The 17,859-nt window shown below is 67.6% G+C and carries 9 protein-coding genes and 1 pseudogene; 8 read left to right on the forward strand and 2 right to left on the reverse strand.

The annotated features are described in order from the left end of the window. The first annotated feature begins 769 nt into the window (after positions 1–769). The 3 genes from ACFFII_RS08235 to ACFFII_RS08245 are packed head-to-tail and all read left to right on the forward strand — an operon-like array spanning position 770 to position 8,413. Entirely contained in the window at positions 770–1,159 is a 390-nt protein-coding gene (locus ACFFII_RS08235) for a response regulator (protein WP_377698414.1), read from the forward strand. Positions 1,160–1,172: 13 nt separating this feature from the next. Further along, positions 1,173–6,431 carry a HAMP domain-containing protein gene (locus tag ACFFII_RS08240; protein ID WP_377698415.1) on the forward strand — a complete coding sequence of 1,753 codons (5,259 nt, stop codon included), beginning with the start codon at positions 1,173–1,175 and terminating at the stop codon, positions 6,429–6,431. Next, a complete protein-coding gene (locus tag ACFFII_RS08245) occupies positions 6,428–8,413 on the forward strand; it encodes a response regulator (protein ID WP_377698416.1) in 1,986 nt (661 codons plus the stop codon). The genes ACFFII_RS08240 and ACFFII_RS08245 overlap by 4 nt, the downstream gene beginning before the upstream one ends. A 300-nt stretch (positions 8,414–8,713) precedes the next feature. Here ACFFII_RS08245 and ACFFII_RS08250 read toward each other — a convergent pair whose 3' ends face one another. Beyond that, positions 8,714–8,941, reverse strand: a complete 228-nt coding sequence (locus ACFFII_RS08250; RefSeq protein ID WP_377698417.1) for a hypothetical protein — start codon at positions 8,939–8,941, stop codon at positions 8,714–8,716. A gap of 132 nt (positions 8,942–9,073) precedes the next feature. On the opposite strand from ACFFII_RS08250, the gene ACFFII_RS08255 reads away from it, so the two are divergent. The 3 genes from ACFFII_RS08255 to ACFFII_RS08265 all read left to right on the forward strand — a co-directional run bounded on the left by ACFFII_RS08255 (position 9,074) and on the right by ACFFII_RS08265 (position 15,130). Then, positions 9,074–10,099: a chemotaxis protein CheB gene (locus ACFFII_RS08255; RefSeq protein ID WP_377698418.1), complete on the forward strand. Its 1,026-nt coding sequence runs from the start codon at positions 9,074–9,076 to the stop codon at positions 10,097–10,099. 113 nt (positions 10,100–10,212) lie between these two features. Further along, positions 10,213–14,736: a CheR family methyltransferase gene (locus tag ACFFII_RS08260; protein ID WP_377698419.1), complete on the forward strand. Its 4,524-nt coding sequence runs from the start codon at positions 10,213–10,215 to the stop codon at positions 14,734–14,736. 61 nt (positions 14,737–14,797) lie between these two features. Beyond that, positions 14,798–15,130: a response regulator gene (locus ACFFII_RS08265; protein WP_377698420.1), complete on the forward strand. Its 333-nt coding sequence runs from the start codon at positions 14,798–14,800 to the stop codon at positions 15,128–15,130. Here the strand turns inward: ACFFII_RS08265 and ACFFII_RS08270 are convergent. Further along, positions 15,089–15,619, reverse strand: coding sequence for a response regulator (locus ACFFII_RS08270; protein ID WP_377698421.1), 531 nt, complete (start codon positions 15,617–15,619; stop codon positions 15,089–15,091). The genes ACFFII_RS08265 and ACFFII_RS08270 overlap by 42 nt on opposite strands. Positions 15,620–15,909: 290 nt before the next feature. Between ACFFII_RS08270 and ACFFII_RS08275 the strand changes: the two are divergent. Together ACFFII_RS08275 and ACFFII_RS08280 are read left to right on the forward strand one after the other, a co-directional pair. Further along, positions 15,910–17,128: pseudogene (locus tag ACFFII_RS08275) on the forward strand (IS3 family transposase). A gap of 387 nt (positions 17,129–17,515) precedes the next feature. Beyond that, positions 17,516–17,842, forward strand: coding sequence for a hypothetical protein (locus ACFFII_RS08280; RefSeq protein ID WP_377698422.1), 327 nt, complete (start codon positions 17,516–17,518; stop codon positions 17,840–17,842). Positions 17,843–17,859 lie beyond the last annotated feature (17 nt).

Here is a 17,859-nt window from a genome sequence, read left to right on the forward strand (position 1 = left end):
TCCAGATCCTCGACAACCACGTCGAGATGGACCGGGGTCCAGTGCCGCTCATAACTTCGCGTGCCACTGCCTGCCGGGTCCACAAAGGATCCGGTCTGCCGTTCCAGAAGATAGATCGGCGCATCCAGCCCCAGCAACTCGATGGCACGGGGGCCGATGCGCCTGCCCGGTTCAAGGCCGAAGGCCGCGCTTAGAACGCGGTCCCTCGGGCGAGGTCGGGCACGTCGATGTTGACGAGCAGGCAGGGCATCCGTGCGCCTTCCGGCTGTGGTGGCGTCAAGCGGGAGCGTGCCTGATTTCGCGACAACAGAAAAGCGGCGCCTGGCCCTACCCTGGACCCAGGGTGAGTGGGAGCGATCATGCTCGGTGTGTCGAGATGGCAGCAGGAAGGAGGATCGCAACTGCGTTGGCTGCCACAGGCCCGGACGCCGCCCATTCCGCAGGCAAAGGCTGGATCTCGAAGAATGACAGACGCGTGACAGCGGCGGAAAAGACCCCCTCAGCGGCATTGATCGTTCAGGTTGCCGCGGCTGTGATGACGTGACCGCCCCCTCTGTGGATCGTTGCAGACCCACCCCGCCACAGAGATGCCATCGGGGGGCGCTCACATCATCAGCACGACCTTCTTGACGGCCATGTTTTTCAGTTGAGGCATGCGGCGCGATCCGGGCTGCGAAGCCTCGAGAGCTGCAGACGGACGATTGCGGCCAGATGCTGCGTGCCATACCTGTCAACGCGCTCTCATTCCTAGCCCAATCGAAAGAACCGCATGTCCACGTCTGCCAAGCTCCGTGTGCTGATCGCCGAGGATGAGGTCCTTGTCTCGATGTTCCTGGCTGACCTCGTCGAGGACGCCGGCTTCGAGGTGGTGGGCGTCGCCCGCACCGCCCCCGACGCGGTCGCGCTGGCGCAGCAGCACCGGCCCGACATCGCGCTGATGGACGCCAACCTGAAGGGCGGAGCCAGCGGGATCGAGGCGGCCGGGACCATGGTCCGCGACCAGGACATCGCCATCATCTTCATCTCGGGCGACAGCGGCCTTGCCGACGATCCTGCCGTCGCCGCGCTCAAGCCGGTGGCGGTGGTCGAAAAGCCCTGCATGCCCGACGACCTGACCGCCGTGCTGCAGCGCGCGGCCCGCCTGCGCAATGCCGACTGACCACGGAACGACCATGCCCCAGAACCTGACCCAGACGGACGGCAGCCCTGTCGGACTGACCGCGGCCCTGCGTGCGATCGCGCGCGGGGATTTCTCGATCACCCTGCTCGAGGATGGCGAGACCGCGCAACTCGCCGAGGCCTACAACATGCTGGCCGATCAGAACCGCGCGCTGGTCGCCGAACTGGCGCGGCTGCAGCAGGCGGTCGTCCACGAGGGACAGACGACCGAGCGCATCCACCTGGAAGGCGCCACCGGCGGCTGGCGCGAGGCGGTGGATTCGGTCAACGGCCTGATCCAGGGCAGCATGCTTCACGGCGAGGGGATCACCCGCGTCGTCCGCGCCGTGGCCGAGGGCGACCTGTCGCAATCGGTGCCGCTGGAGCTTGCCGGCCGGCCGCTGAAGGGCGACCTGCTGCAGACGGCGGACGCCATCAACACCATGGTGGACCGGCTGAAGTCCTTTGCCTCCGAGGTCAGCCGGGTCGCCCGCGAGGTCGGGACCGAGGGCAAGCTGGGCGGGCAGGCCCGCGTCGAGGGTGTCGCCGGCACCTGGCGCGACCTGACCGACAACGTGAACGCCATGGCCTCGAACCTGACGGGGCAGCTGCGCAACATTGCCGATGTCACGACCGCCGTCGCGCGTGGCGACCTGTCGAAGAAGATCACGGTCGATGTCCAGGGCGAGCTGCTGACGCTGAAGGACACCGTCAACACGATGGTAGACCAGCTGAACGCCTTTGCCTCCGAGGTGACGCGGGTCGCCCGCGAGGTCGGGACCGAGGGCAAGCTGGGCGGGCAGGCGCGGGTCGAGGGCGTCGCTGGCACCTGGCGCGACCTGACCGACAGCGTGAACGGCATGGCCGGCAACCTGACGATCCAGCTGCGCGACGTCAGCAAGGTCGCCACCGCCATCGCCTCGGGCGACCTGACCCAGCAGATCACCGTCGATGCCCAGGGCGAGATCCTGCAGATCAAGCAGGTCATCAACACGATGGTCGAGCAGCTGTCGTCCTTCGCCTCGGAAGTGACGCGGGTCGCGCGCGAGGTCGGAACCGAGGGCATCCTCGGCGGCCAGGCCGAGGTCGAGGGCGTGGCGGGAACCTGGCGGCGTCTGACGCAAAGCGTCAATGGCCTTGCGACCAACCTGACCAGCCAGGTCCGCGAGATTGCCGAGGTCACGACCGCCGTGGCCCGCGGCGACCTGTCCAAGAAGATCACCGTCGATGCCAAGGGCGAGATTGCGGAACTGAAGAACACCATCAACACGATGGTGGACCAGCTTTCGGCCTTCGCCTCGGAAGTGACGCGGGTCGCCCGCGAGGTGGGGACCGAGGGGCGGCTGGGGGGCCAGGCGCGCGTCGAGGGCGTCGCCGGCACCTGGGCCGACCTGACCGGCCGCGTGAACCAGATGGCCGAGAACCTGACCGGCCAGGTCCGCAACATCGCCGAGGTCACGACCGCCGTCGCGCGCGGCGACCTGTCCAAGAAGATCACCGTCCAGGTCCAGGGCGAGATGCAGGAGCTGAAGGAGACCATCAACACGATGGTCGACCGGCTCAACCGCTTCGCCTTCGAGGTGACGCGCGTCGCCCGCGACGTGGGGACCGAGGGCAAGCTGGGCGGCGAGGCCCGCGTCGAGGGCGTCGAGGGCACCTGGCGCGACCTGACCGAGAACGTGAACGGCCTTGCCTCGAACCTGACGGAACAGGTTCGCAACATCGCCGAGGTCACGACCGCCGTGGCGCGCGGCGACCTGTCGAAGAAAATCACCGTCGATGCGCGGGGCGAGATCCTGGCCCTGAAGAACACCATCAACACGATGGTGGACCAGCTGAACGCCTTCGCATCGGAAGTGACGCGGGTCGCGCGCGAGGTCGGCACCCAGGGCAAGCTGGGCGGCCAGGCGCAGGTGCCGGGCGTGGCCGGGACCTGGGCCGACCTGACCGACAACGTCAACCTGATGGCCGACAACCTCACCAACCAGGTGCGCGGCATCGCGCGCGTGGTCACGGCGGTCGCGAACGGCGATCTCAAGCGCAAGCTGACGCTGGACGTGAAGGGCGAGATCGCGGACCTGGCCGAGACGATCAACGAGATGATCGACACGCTGGCGACCTTCGGCGACCAGGTCACGGACGTCGCCCGCGAGGTCGGGATCGAGGGCAAGCTGGGGGGCCAGGCGCGCGTGCCGGGCGCCTCGGGCCTGTGGCGCGACCTGACCGACAACGTGAACCAGCTGGCCGACAACCTGACCACCCAGGTCCGCGCCATCGCCGAGGTGGCGACCGCCGTGGCCGAGGGCGACCTGACGCGCTCGATCTCGGTCGAGGCCAAGGGCGAGGTCGGCGCGCTGAAGAACGACATCAACCGGATGATCGCCAACCTGCGCGACACGACCGAGGTCAACCGCGAGCAGGACTGGCTGAAGACCAACCTGACGCGCTTCACCCGCCTCGTGCAGGGCCAGCGCGACCTGGAAACCGTCTGCAACGTCCTGCTGTCGGGACTGGCGCCCCTGATCAACGTCCAGCATGGCGCGATCTGGCTTGCCGCCGAGGATGACGACGGCCCCGTCTTCGAACTGGCCGCCACCTATGCGATGACCGAGCGCAAGTTCCTGGCCAGCCGCATCCGCCCGCGCGAGGGACTGATCGGCCAGTGCGCCGTGGAACGCGAGCGCATCCTGCTGACCAACGTGCCCCCGGATTATGTCCGCATCCGCTCGGGCCTGGGCGAGGCCACGCCGCTGAACATCATCGCGCTGCCGGTGCTGTTCGAGGGGCGCGTGCTGGCGATCATCGAGCTTGCTTCGTTCAACCGCTTCACCGAGACGCATGTCGCCTTCCTCGACCAACTGGTGGAATCCATCGGCGTCGTGCTGAACGGCATCAGCGCCTCGATGCGGACCGAGACGCTGCTGAGCCAGTCGCAGATCCTCGCGTCCGAACTGCAAAGCCAGCAGGACGAACTGCGTTCGTCGAACGAGCGGCTTGAAGAACAGGCCACCCGGATGCGCGAAAGCGAGGAGATGCTGCGCCAGCAGCAGGAAGCCCTGCGCGTCAAGAACGAGGAGCTGGAGGACAAGGCCGAGCAGCTTGCGCTGACCTCGAAGTACAAGTCCGAGTTCCTGGCCAACATGAGCCATGAACTCAGGACGCCGCTGAACAGCCTGCTGATCCTGTCCAAGCTTCTGGCCGAGAATGGCCGCGGCAACCTGTCGGAAAAGCAGATCGAGCAGGCCTCGACCATCCATGCGGCGGGCGACGACCTTCTGCGGATGATCAACGACATCCTCGACCTGTCCAAGATCGAGAGCGGCACGATCGTGCTGAACCTCGAATCCATGCGCTTCCCCGACTTCGCCCAGACGATGGACCGCCAGTTCCGCGCCATGGCCGAGCAGAAGGGGCTGGACTTCGTGATCGAGCTGTCGCCCGACCTGCCGGCGATGATGACGACCGACGCCCCGCGGCTGCAGCAGGTGGTCAAGAACCTGCTGTCGAACGCGATCAAGTTCACCGAACGCGGCAGCGTCCGGCTGGAGGTGGACCTTGCCCCCGCCGGGCAGGGCTTCCGCAACGCCCGCCTTGCGGCGGCCTCGCGCCGGGTGGCCTTTGCCGTCATCGACACCGGGATCGGCGTGGCGCCGGCCCAGCAGCAGGTGATCTTCGAGGCCTTCCAGCAGGCAGACGGCACCACCTCACGCCGCTATGGCGGCACCGGACTGGGCCTGTCGATCAGCCGCGAACTGGCGACGCTGCTGGGCGGCGAGATCCGGCTGGAATCGACGCCCGGCCAGGGCAGCCGCTTCACCCTGTACCTGCCGCTGGAAAGCGGGCTTGCGGACTCCGAGGCAGGCGACGTCCTGTCCCTGCCTGCGGTCCCCGCCGCCCTGCCCGCGCCGCCCGAACCCGCCCCGTCCCGGCCTGCGGCAGCCCCGCAGCCCGCGCGCGCCGAGGCCGAGGCGGTGTCCGGGCCTGCGGCCGGAAACCGGCCGGTCTCCGTCGATGCCCCGCGCGCCACCGGCTGGATGTCCGAGACCCCTGCCCCGGCCCCCATTCCGGCCCGCCGCGACGGCAGTCGCCCGCTGGTCGCCATCGTCGAGGACGACCCGGTCTTCGCCGGCATCCTGCAGGAGATCGCGACCGAGCGCGGCTTCGATGGCCTCATCATCGCCCGCGGACGCGAACTGCCCTCGGTCATCCGCCACCAGCGGCCCGACGCGGTCAGCCTCGACATCCAGTTGCCCGACGTGGACGGCTGGGCGCTGGTGGACCGCATCACTACTGACCGCGAGATGCGCCACCTGCCGGTGCATCTGATTTCCGTCGTCGATGACGAGGAACGGCTGCGCGGGCGCGGGATCGAATATTCCGGCAAGCCCGTCAGCCGCGAGCGGCTGATCGAGGTCTTCGACAGCCTCAGGGCGCAGGCCACCCGCCGCACGTGGCGGGTCGTCATGGTCCGCCCGGGCGCCCGCGTGACCGCCGAGCTGCGCCCGCTGCTGGACGGCATCGAGGGACTGGCGCTAGAGGAGGTGACCCCCGCCAAGGCCGCGGCCGCGCTGCAGACGCCCGCCGACGCGGTGATGGTCGTCGCCGCGACCGCCGACAAGGCGGTGGGCGAGTTGCTGGCGGCGCTGGCCGCGCGCAAGGACGCGCCGCCGGTCGTGGTGGGGCTGGACGCCGCGCCCGGCGCCACGGCGGCCGGTGCCATCGCCCGCCTTGGCGCCGAGCTGGTGATCCGCAGCGAGACGGGGGGCGAGGGCCGGCTGCTGGACGCGCTGGTGGCCACGCTCAAGCTGCGCTGGGACGGCCTGCCCGAATCCTTGCGCGCCGCGATCACCGCCGTGCGCTGCCGCGACGAACTGCTGGACGGCCAGCGGGTCGCGGTGATCGATGACGACATCCGCAACATCTTCTCGATGACCGCGCTGCTCGAGGACCACGGCATCGAGGTCGTCAGCGCCGAAAGTGGGGCTGCGGGACTGGCCCTGCTGGACGCCCAGCCCGACCTTGCGGCGGTGCTGGTGGACATCATGATGCCCGAGATGGACGGCTACGAGGTGATGCAGCGCATCCGCGCGGATGCCCGCTTCCGCGAGCTGCCGCTGATCGCGGTGACGGCCAAGGCCATGGCCGAGGACCGAGAGCGCTGCTTCAACGCGGGGGCCTCGGACTACCTGTCCAAGCCCGTCGAGAAGGAGGAGTTGATCGCGGTGCTGCGCACCTGGATCAAGCGCCGCAAGCCGCGGGGGACGGTGGCGTGAGCGGCGCCGCGGCCGACGCGCCGGCCCGGATCCTCGTCGTCGATGACGACGAGGCCAACCTGGTCGCGGCGCAGGCCGTGCTGGCCGATCTCGGCCATCCGGTCGTCACCGCGTCTTCGGGGGCCGAGGCCCTGCGCGCCGTGCTGCGCCACGAATTCGCGGTGATCCTGCTGGACGTCCGGATGCCCGGCATGGACGGCTACGAGACCGCCGAGCTGATCCGCCAGCGCGAACGCTCGCGCCACGTGCCGATCATCTTCCTGTCGGGCGTCGACAAGGAGACCTCGCACCAGTTCCGCGGCTATGCCGCAGGCGCGGTCGATTACGTCCTCAAGCCTGCCGAGCCGCTGATCCTGCGGTCCAAGGTGCAGGTCTTCGCCCAGCTTTACGAGCAGCGCCGCCAGATCGCCCTGAAGGCCGAGGCCGAGCGCCAGCTGATGGCCGAGAACCTCGCCGTCCGCGCCCGCGAGGCCGAGGTCGCGCGCGAGCTGGAACGCACGCTGATGACCCAGGCGCTGGTGCTAGACGCGCTGCCGCTGGCGCTGTTCGTGATCGAGCCGGGCGAGGAGGCGCGCCGCTTCGTCGGCGGCAATGTCCAGGTGCTCTGCGGGGCGGCGGACGATCCCGATTTCATCATCGGCGACTGGATGGACCGCGTCCATCCCGACGACCGGCCGCGGCTGGCGGCGGCGCTGGCCGCGCTGCCCCAAGGCTACGAGATCGAATACCGCATCCAGTGCGGCCGCGACGAGCGCTGGATGATGGAGCGCGCCAGCGCCGGCGACGAGGGCGAGGACGGGTTGATGATTTCGGGCGTCGTCACCGACATCACCAGCCGCAAGCGGCTGGAGGAGCAGCTGACCCATGCCCAGAAGCTTGAGGCAATCGGGCAGCTTTCGGGCGGGGTCGCACATGACTTCAACAACATGCTGGGCGTCATCATCGGCTCGCTGGACCGGGTGCAGGCCACCGCCGAGCTGGACGACCGCAGCCGGGGGCGGCTGGCACTGGCGCTGCAGGCCGCGCAAAGCTGCGCCGACCTGACCAAGCGGCTGCTGGGCTTCGCCCGCCGGCAGAAGCTGCAACCTCGCGAACTGGACGTGACATCGGAGATGGATCGCCTGCGCGGGCTGTTCGAACGCGTGCTGGGCGAGACCGTCACCGCGACGCTGGACATCCCCGCGGACCTGCCGCCGGTGTGGATCGACGCCTCGCAGTTCGAGGGCGCGATCGTCAATCTGGTGGTGAACGCCCGCGACGCGATGCCCGACGGCGGCAGCCTGGCGGTGACCGCGCGGCTGGTCGAACTGGATGCGGATGAGGCCGCGATGGCAGGCCTGCCGGTGCAGGCCTTCCTCCGCCTGTCGGTTGCCGACAGCGGCACGGGCATGGATGCCGAGACCCAGGCCCGCGCGTTGGAGCCCTTCTTCACGACAAAGGGACCGGACAAGGGGACGGGGCTGGGGCTGAGTTCGATCTATGGATTCCTGCGCCAGTCGGGGGGCGGGCTGCGGATCGAGAGCGCGCCGGGCGAGGGCACGACCGTGCATCTCTACCTGCCGCCGATGCAGAACCCCGCGGGGCTGGCCCAGAACACTCCGCCTGCCGCGTCGGTGGACCTGACCGGGTTGCGCGTGGCCGTGGTCGAGGACAACGACGCCCTGCGCGATGTCACCTGCGGTATGCTGGGCGAACTGGGCTGCGCAGTCACGAGCTTTGACAGCGCCGACGCAGCGGCAGAGGCACTGGATCCCGCGAGTATCGACCTTCTGGTCACCGATTGCGTGATGCCAGGGCAGCTAAATGGTCCTCGCCTTTGCGAGTTGCTGCGCGAGCGCCGTAGTGATCTGCCGGTACTCTTCATCTCAGGTTTCCGCGCGGATGCTGACGAACTGCCGACACGGGCCGCTACACTCCTGGCCAAGCCCTTCGACACGGCGCAGGTCCACACGGCAATCGGGAACCTGCTGAAGTTGGGATAGGTCAAGAAAAGTCGAGCACACATCTAGGAGTACCTGGCTCTAACCGCACACAGTCGCAAGCGGCCGCGAAGGACTGGAAAGAGTTCCATCACTGCCGCTCGCTGATCATCGCGACCAGTTCGGCGATGCGGTTCCTGCATTTCTCGGTACGCGTATTCGGGAAGGAAAGTCGTCAGGATCGCCAGGGACAGGCAGACTGGCAGGTCCGGCAGAGACAGGCCTGCCAGTCAGATCGGCAATCAGAGCCTTCCAGTCCCATGGCACGAGCGATGCGATACATGCCTTGGGTGAGGCGCAGGCTCAGTTCTGCAGGTTGGCGATCGTGCGAAGGATCTGGTCCCGATGCGCCCTCCATATCAGCAGCGTTTCCCGGAGTAACCGCAGCAGCGCTTCGGCCTCGGTCGTATCCTGATTCCGTGACCGCATGAGCGCCACGAGTTCCTCCTGCCGGAAGACCCGATCCTCACCTTCCAGGATGTCGCGCTCGGCCAAGGCAAGATGGGCACGTTCCATCGCAAGATCCGGCATGGTTCCCTTCCCCGTGAGGCAGGCGCTGAACTGGCGAAGCAGCGTTCCCCGCGATGACAAGCCCACCGCAAGGGAACACGCCACCACCGGGCGCAGTTTCTTCTGATTGGCGATGAAGAAAGGGAGCGATGCATGAACAACCGCGACATCATCGTCATCGGCGGATCATCGGGCGCGACCGCCCCGCTGAAGCAGATCCTGGGCGGTCTTCCCCGCGACCTTCCGGCGGCCGTCTTTGTCGTGCTGCACATCCCCGCCCGCAGCATCGGCATCCTTGCCACCGTGGCGCAGGCGGCCGGGCACATGGCCGTGCGACCGGCCGAGGACGGGATGCAGATCGAGCCCGGCCATATCTACCTGGGCGTTCCCGACCGCCATCTCCTGCTGGCCGAAGGCCGTATCCTGCTGGGCCGCGGCCCGCGCGAGAACATGGCGCGTCCTGCCATCGACCCGCTGTTCCGCTCGGCCGCGGTGGCCTATGGGCCACGCGTCGTGGGGGTGCTGCTCAGCGGGATGCTGAACGATGGCGCGGCGGGCCTGTCGGCTATCAAGCGCTGCGGGGGGATGGCGTTGGTGCAGGACCCCGGGGACGCCATCGCCGACGAGATGCCGCTGGCGGGTCTGAGGGCGGTGTCGGCCGATCTGGTCGCGCCGGGGGCGCGGATCGGCGACGTGCTGGCCGACCTCGCGCGCGAATCTGCCGGTCCCCACGTGCCGATCCCCCCCGAGATCCGGATCGAGGTGGACATTGCAGCGGGCGAGCGGGTCGACAGCGGGGTTCTCGGCCGCATCGCAGACCCCTCGCCGCTGGTCTGCCCCGACTGCGGAGGCGTGCTGTCGCAGCTGCGCGAGCCGGGCCCGCTGCGCTTCCGCTGCCAGGTGGGCCATGCCAAGACGGCCGAGGTCCTTGCCTACGAGCAGGAGAGCGCGGTGGACGAGGCGCTGCGGGTGGCCCTGCGGGTCATCGAGGAACGGGCCGAGCTGGTGTCGCGCATGGCCGAGGATGGCCGGCAGGCGGGTCGCCGCGCGGTGGCCGAGATGTATCAGGAACGGGCCGAGGAATACCGCCGCTATGCCGACACGATCCGCCGCGCGGTGCTCAGGTCCATGCGGCCGCCCGAGCCCTCGGGCGACGAAGGAGGTCAGGATCAGGCTTGAAGGGACCGCCTGCCGATGACAGATAGCTGCACGTTCCGCCGCCCAGATGCCTGGGGCCGTCCTGCCATGAGGGGGCGTGTTTCGCGATGACGGATGCGAAAGGCCGGGTAGAGATGTCCAAGGATACGGTTTCCGACCGGAGCGAGCCTGCACAGGTCGTCGCGGCGATCACGGCTTCGGCAGCTTGCGCCGGTTCGGTTCATGCGCTGCTGAGGCTTCTGCCCCCGGTGGATGCCGCCCTGGTCGTGGTGATGCAGCACATGGAGGCCTTCGACGAGGAGAGCTTCCGGCAGGCCGCGTCCGAGAGCGGGCACGATCTGGTTTGGATCGAAGACGGAATGACGGTCGAGGCGGAGCGGCTTTACCTCAACCCGCCCGACATGGTCGTGACAGTCGAGGGGGCGTGCTTCGTCGCCCAGCCCACCGACCAGGCTCCCGGACTGCAGGGCATCATCGACAGCTTCCTGGTCTCGCTGGCGCATGACCAGGGTGAGCGGGTGATCGGCGTCGCCCTGAACGGCACCGATGGCGACGGCACTCTTGGCATGCGCGAGCTGAAGGTTGTGGGCGGCGTGGTGCTGGCCGAATGCGTGCCCGAGGATCTGGCCCACAGCGACGGCCCAGCCACGCTGGCCGATGCCGTCCTTCCGGTCGAGGAGATCCCTGCGCGCCTTTCCGCGCTGATCGAGCAGGCCCTGCGCCACCCGCCCGAAACTTCGGTCGAGGCGGAGGATGCCGGGGCGGCCGACGTCGTCGAGGCGGCTCAGGCGCTGGACACGATCGCCGGGCTGCTGCGCCAGAAGACCGGACACGACTTCCACGGCTACAAGCGCGGCACCTTCCTGCGGCGGGTGCAGCGCCGGATGCAGGCGCTGCTGATTGACGATCTGCCGTCCTATATCGAACTGCTGCGCACCTCGGCCGACGAGCCTCAGAACCTGTTCAACGATCTTCTGATCGGCGTGACCGAGTTCTTCCGCGACAAGAAGGAATGGGGGCTGCTGGAGCAGGAGGTGATCCCCCGCCTGTTCGAGGGCAAGCGCGGCAGCGAGCCCCTGCGGGTCTGGGTCGCGGGCTGCTCGACCGGCGAGGAGGCCTATTCCCTGGCCATCCTGCTGGCCGAGCACCGCGCGAAGCTGGACGATCCGCCACAGGTTCAGATCTTCGCCTCGGATCTGGACGGGCGGGCGCTGTCGGGGGGACGGGCCGGCCGCTATCCCGACAGCATCGCCGGCCAGATGACGCCGGAACGGCTGGCGCGGTGGTTCGTCAAGGAAGGCGACATCTATTGTGTCGTCAAGGAACTGCGTGAGATGTGCATCTTCTCGCAACACAGCCTGATCAAGGACGCGCCCTTCTCGCGCCTGGACCTCGTGTCCTGCCGCAACCTGCTGATCTATCTCGACGCGGACCTGCAGGAAAAGGTGATCCCGCTGTTCCACTTCGCGCTGCGGCCGGGGGGCTTCCTGTTCCTCGGCAATTCGGAAAACGCCTCGCGCCATCAGAACCTCTTCGCCCCGATCGAGGCGCGCTCGCGCATCTTCCGGCGGCTGGACACGGCGACGCGTGTCTTCCCCGACTTCCCGTTCACGGCGGTCGACCGGAGCTGGGTGTCCCACGCAAAGCCCGAGGTCGCGGCCAGGGATTCCCGCAGTGCCGGCGACCTGACCCGATGGGCCGAGCATGCGATGGAGCGGCACAATCCCGCCTTTGTTGTCATCGACGAGGCCCACAACGTGCTGCATTTTTCGGGGCAGATGGGGCGCTTTCTCGCCCCGGCCAGCGGGGCGGCGTCGCTGAACCTGCTGCAGCTCGCCCATCCGGTCCTGCGGGCGGAACTGCGCGCGGCTCTGGGCCGCGCGTCCGAACATGGTGAGCCGGTCGAGGTGAGCGGGCTCGAGATCGGGAGCAATGGCCATCGTCTACGGGTGGACCTGATCGTCGAGCCGCGCAGCCCCATGGCTGGTAGTCAGCAAGGCTTCCTTGTGGTCTTCAAGGACTGTGGCGCATCGCCTGATCCTGGCCGCACCAGCAGCATCGATCCCGGCAGCCGGGACGAGCACCTGCGCCGGCTGGAAGACGAGCTGCGCCTGACCCGCGACCGCCTGCAGGCGACCATTGAGGAGCTGGAAAGCACCAACGAGGAACTGAAGTCCTCGAACGAGGAATACCAGTCGCTGAACGAGGAACTGCAGAGCGCCAACGAGGAGCTGGAAACTTCGAAGGAGGAGCTGCAGTCCGTCAACGAGGAGCTGACCACCGTCAATGGCGAGCTGGCCCATCGGGTGCAGGAACTCGGGCGGGCGAACAGCGACCTCAAGAACTTCCTCGAATCCACCCAGATTGCCACGCTGTTCCTGGACAGCGAGCTGCGGGTCACGAACTTCACCCCCGCCATCGTCGATATCTTCCACCTGGTCGAATCCGACGAGGGCCGCCCCATTGCCCATATCAAGGCGCGCGTGGGCTATGACGGGCTGGCCGAGGACGCCCGCCGGGTGCTGCGCACCCTGGCGCCGGTCGAGCGCGAGATCGACAATCCCGACACCCATGCCCGCTATATTGCCCGCGTGCTGCCCTATCGCAGCACCGACAACTTCATCGCGGGCGTGGTCGTCACCTTTGTCGACGTCACCGCCCGGCGCGAAGCCGAGGAACGGTTGCGCCGCAGCGAGGAGCGGTTCCGTGCCATCGTGGAAACCGCCCGCGACTACGCGATCTTCACCACCGACACGGCCGGCAGGATCGAGACCTGGCCGCCCGGAGCCGAGCAGGTCTTCGGCTGGAGCGAGGACGAAGCGGTGGGTCGTCCCATGGACATCACCTTCACCCCCGAAGACCGCGAAACCGGCCAGCCCGCCCAGGAGCGCCAGACCGCCCTGGAAAACGGTCTGGCGCCTGATGTGCGCTGGCATCTGCGCAAGGACGGCAGTCGCGTCTTCATCAACGGCACGACCCGGCCCTTGCGGGGGCCGAATGGCCAGCACACGGGCTTCCTGAAGATCGGCCAGGACGTGACCGGCCAGCGCGCCACCGAGGCCGCGCTGCGCGCCAGCGAGGCACGGCAGGCTTTTCTGCTGCGGCTGTCGGATGCACTGCGGCCGCTGACCGATCCGGCGGCGATCCTGGGTGCGGCGTCGCAGATCCTGGCCGAGCATCTGGACGTGGACCGCGCCTATTACGTCGAGGTGGACGAGGAGGCCGGAACGGCCCGGGTCGAGCGCGATCACGTCCGGGAGGGCGCGCCGTCGCTGGCGGGCGAGCATCAGATTGCGGACCTCGCGTGGCAGGCCGAGATGCTGCGCCAGGGCGACTGCCAGGTGATCACGGACACCCGCATCTCGCCCCTGGTGCCCGCGACCGAGCGGCCCGCCGCGGCCGCACTGGAAATCACCGCCTGGATGGGCGCGCCGCTCATCAAGGAAGGTCGGTTGGTGGGCGCGCTCTGCGTCACCGACACCGCGCCGCGGGAATGGACCGGGGAGGAGGTCACAACACTCCGCGAGGCAGCCGAGCGGATCTGGGTCGCGGTCGAGCGGGTTCGTGCCGAGACCCGGCTGCGCGAGACGGAGGCCCGCCTGACCGCCTTCGGCGAGGCCTCCTCGGACGTGCTGTGGATCAGGAGCGCCGAAACGCTCGCATTCGAATATATCAGCCCGGCCTTCGAGCGGATCTACGGCATCGGGCTCGACGAGGTGCTGCAGGGCGACACCCTGCACAACTGGCTCGACAGGATCCTGCCCGAGGACCGGGAGCGCGCCAGCGAGGCCTTGGAACGTGTCCGTCAAGGCGAGCGGCATCCCTTCGAGTATCGCATCGCCTGTCCCGCAACGGGGCAGGTCCGCCTTCTGCGCGAAACGGGCTTTCCCATTCGCGACCCGGATGGCCGGGTGCTGTGGATCGCAGGCGTGGGCCACGACGCCACCGACGAGGCAGCCTCGGCCGAGCGGCTGACGGTGCTGGTGGCCGAACTGCAGCACCGCACTCGCAACCTCCTTGGCGTCGTCCGCGTGATCATGGAGCAGACGCTGACAAGCAGTACCTCGCTGGACGACTTCAACGAGCGCATCGGTGACCGTCTTGGGGCGCTGGCAAGGGTAAACGGCCTGCTCTCGCGCCTGAACGAAAACGACCGCATCGATTTCGATGAGCTGATCCGCTCGGAACTTGACGCACATGGGGCCCTGGACGGCAGCCACAACGGCCCGCAGGTGAGGCTGCGCGGACCCAAGGGGATCCGGCTGCAGTCCTCGACGGTGCAGACACTGGCGCTGGGGTTGCACGAACTGGCCACCAATGCGCTCAAGTATGGAGCCTTGTCGACGCCGGAAGGTCTGCTGGAAATCAACTGGTCGCTCGTTCCGGGTTCGGACGGGCTGCCCCGGCTGAAAGTCGAGTGGCTGGAAAGCGGCGTTGTCGTGGCTTTGCCGGAAAGTTCCGACACAAAGGGCAAAGCCGATGGTCCGCCGACGCGCCACGGCTATGGCCGCGAGCTGATCGAGCAGGCACTGCCATATCAGCTCAGCGCCGAAGTCGCTTACGACCTCACTCCCCAGGGGGTGCGCTGCACGATCACGATCCCGGTCTCGACCAGCATGGAGAAGGCCCAGCCCACCACCAGGGACAAGCATGCCTGACTCCCGGATCCTGTCAGGGAAGCTCCGGAGCACAGGCGCCCTGTGGGGCCGGCGTGTTCTGGTGGTCGAGGACGATTATCTTCTTGCGGGGGAACTGCGAAGCTGGCTTGCGGGCGAAGGCGCGACAGTCATTGGCCCGGTGCCGCGTGTGGACACGGCGCTGGAGTTGCTGGATCACAGTCCCCTGCCGTCGCTGGCGGTTCTGGACGTCAACCTGCAAGGGCGAATGGTCTGGCCGGTAGCGGACGCATTGATCGCCCGCGACATCCCCTTCGTCTTTGTCACTGGCTATGACGCTGAAGTCATTCCCCATGCTTACGCGCAGGCCCCACGCGCCGAAAAACCCGTCGAGCTAAGACAGCTTCTGCGCCTGCTGCTGTCCGTCGGTGGTTGACGGGCCAGCAACGAGGTCCGCGACAGCGGCCAGAAGGACTTCGATCCGGAACGGCTTGATGCAGACCGGCCGATCCCGATGGGCCGCAGGAACCAGATCGGGATCGTAGCCGGTGGCGAACAGAAAAGGGATGCCGCGTTCGGCCAGCATATCGGCCACGTCATAGACAACCCGGCCCCTCAGGTTGATGTCCAGCACCGCCGCATCAACAGTGTTGCCGCTCTCCAAAGCCTCCATCGCAGCGCTCAGCGAGGGAAAGGGCCCCATGAGCCGCGCGCCCGCCTGCGCCAGGGCCTGGGCAAGGTCCTTGGCTTGGAAGAACTCATCCTCGACCACCATGATCGTGCGTTCTTGCAGGGCGGACAGTCGTGCAACAGCGGCCATGTCGTTGTTCCCTGTGCCTTGGCGTGAGTGGTTGGTGAAAACGCTCACACCGGCAGCTTGCTGCGAATACTCCCCAGAAAGTAGCAGGATCGTTTCGCCGATCAATCTTTAACGGGCAGGTCCGATCCAAGGCGGCTTTGCTCGCAAGGCCGGCATGGTGCCGCGCGCACGAGTTCTGCACAGCATCAACGCCCGCCAGTGGGCGGCGAAGGCACGGTCGGCATGCCGGTGTTTCTCGGGGCCAAGCAGATGGCGAGCAAGACATTTGCTCAGGTCCAGGGCAAGGGGGTCAGGATGGGGGCGGAGGCGTTCCGATCCGTGATCGGGCACTGTGGCCTGCTGCCGGTTTCGTAGACACGACCATAGGATCGTGACCAAGGGACTGGAGACTACACGTGACGAGACGGAAGTTCAGCCGCGAGTTCAAGACTGAGGCTGTAAGGCTAGTGACCGAGCGCTGCGTGGCGGTGGCGCAGGCTGCCCGTGACCTGAATGTGGCGGAGAGCGTGTTGCGGCGCTGGATGCGAGAGTTGACGGCCGCTCCTGTGGCAGCTTTTCCCGGCAATGGGCAGATGCGGGCCGATCAGGCCGAGATCGCGGCACTGAAGAAAGAGGTCGCCCGGCTCCGGGCGGAGCGTGACATCCTCAAGGAAGCGGCCGCTTTTTTCGCGCGCGAGGCGACATGAGGTTCGCCTTCATCGCCAGGCACCGTCGCATCTGGCCGGTCAGCTGGCTGTGCGAGGTGCTGGAGGTCTCGCGGTCAGGCTTTCACGCCTGGCTCAACCGCCCGAACAGCACTCGTGAGATCCATGATGCCAAGCTCGTCATGGCGATCGAGACAAGGCCAGTGACCGGACCGGATTCGCGCGCGCCGCGTCTGGCGTGACGTGCTCGAGGACGGACTGGCTTGCGGGCTTCACCGGATCGATCGGCTGATGCGCCAGAATGCCATGAGAGCGCGGCCGAAGCGACGCGGAAGGCCCAGAGATGACGGTGAGCGCTCGATTACCGCCGACATCGAGCCGGTGAACGCCACCGGCCCGAGAGAACCGGCGAGGCCTCGACCGGAATTTTGCGGCCGATCGGCCAAACCAGAAGTGGCTGGCCGACTTCTCCTGTATCTGGACCGCCGAGGGCTGGCTGTATGTCGCCGTCGTGCTGGACCTGTTCTCTCGTCGCATCGTCGGCTGGTCCATGAAAGGCGACCGGGACGCATCTCTGGTCATGGATGCCCTGATGATGGCGGTCTGGCGGCGCGGGAAGGCTGACGCGCTACTGCATGATTCGGATCGGGGCTCGCAATACACCAGCGAGCAGTTCCAGCGCCTGCTCCACGACCACGGTATCACCTGCTCAATGAGCCGGGCCGGCAACGTGTGGGATCGAGCCATGGGAGCGCCACTGATCCGAGTGACCATGGCGAGGTCAGCCATGGAGAGCTTCTTCTCCTCGCTGAAAACCGAACGGACTGCCCGCAAGGTCGACTGCACGCGTGACGCCGCCCGAGCCGACGTGTTCGACTACGTCGAGCGCCTCTACAATCCGCAGCGACGCCATTCGAAGCTGGGCTATCTCAGCCCAGTGGCATTCGAGACCCGCATTATGCAAACTTAACCTGGTGTCCACGAAATCGGCAGCAGGCCATGTTGCCGGATCAGGAGCCTCGAAAGGCTACTACTGCGCGAACGCCAAGCAGAAAGGGCCCGCTGTCTGCACCGGGATGCCCGGCCTCTCGAAGGCGGCGGTGGAGGAGATCGTGCTCGACGGCCGCCGTTCGGCGCTGATGACGGACGAGGCCGTGAGCCAGTTCCGCCGCGACTACACTCGCACCTGGCCGAGCAGAACAAGGGCGCGAGCGATCGCATTGCCCGGCGCACCAGTGCCCCCCGCAGCCTCGAGCAGAAGCGGCAGCGTTTCCGCGACGCCATCGGCGCGGGCCACGCCAATCCGTCTGTCTTCGAGTGGCTGACCGAGACCGAGGACCAGTTGGCGGCTCTGCGAATGGAGGCCGAGACCGACGCTGAGGCGCTGATCGGGATCTCCGAGGATCTCACGGCGCTCTACCGCGCTCATGTCGACGATCTCGCCCGGACGCTCTCCGGCGGCGAGGTGGCGGGCCGCGCCTCGGACGAGTTGCACCGGCTGATCGCGCGCATCGTGGTGCGCTGGGATCCGGAGCATCGCCGCAACGATCTCGACCTGCAGGGCGACCTGGTGGCGATGCTGGCGGGGGCGGACAACAAAAAAGCCGCCTCGTGGGAGGCGGCTGGATCTTCGCTAAGACTGGTTGCGGGGGCAGGATTTGAACCTGCGGCCTTCAGGTTATGAGCCTGACGAGCTACCGG

The sequence above is a fragment of the Paracoccus niistensis genome (assembly GCF_042432925.1).
Taxonomy (GTDB): Bacteria; Pseudomonadota; Alphaproteobacteria; order Rhodobacterales; family Rhodobacteraceae; genus Paracoccus; species Paracoccus niistensis.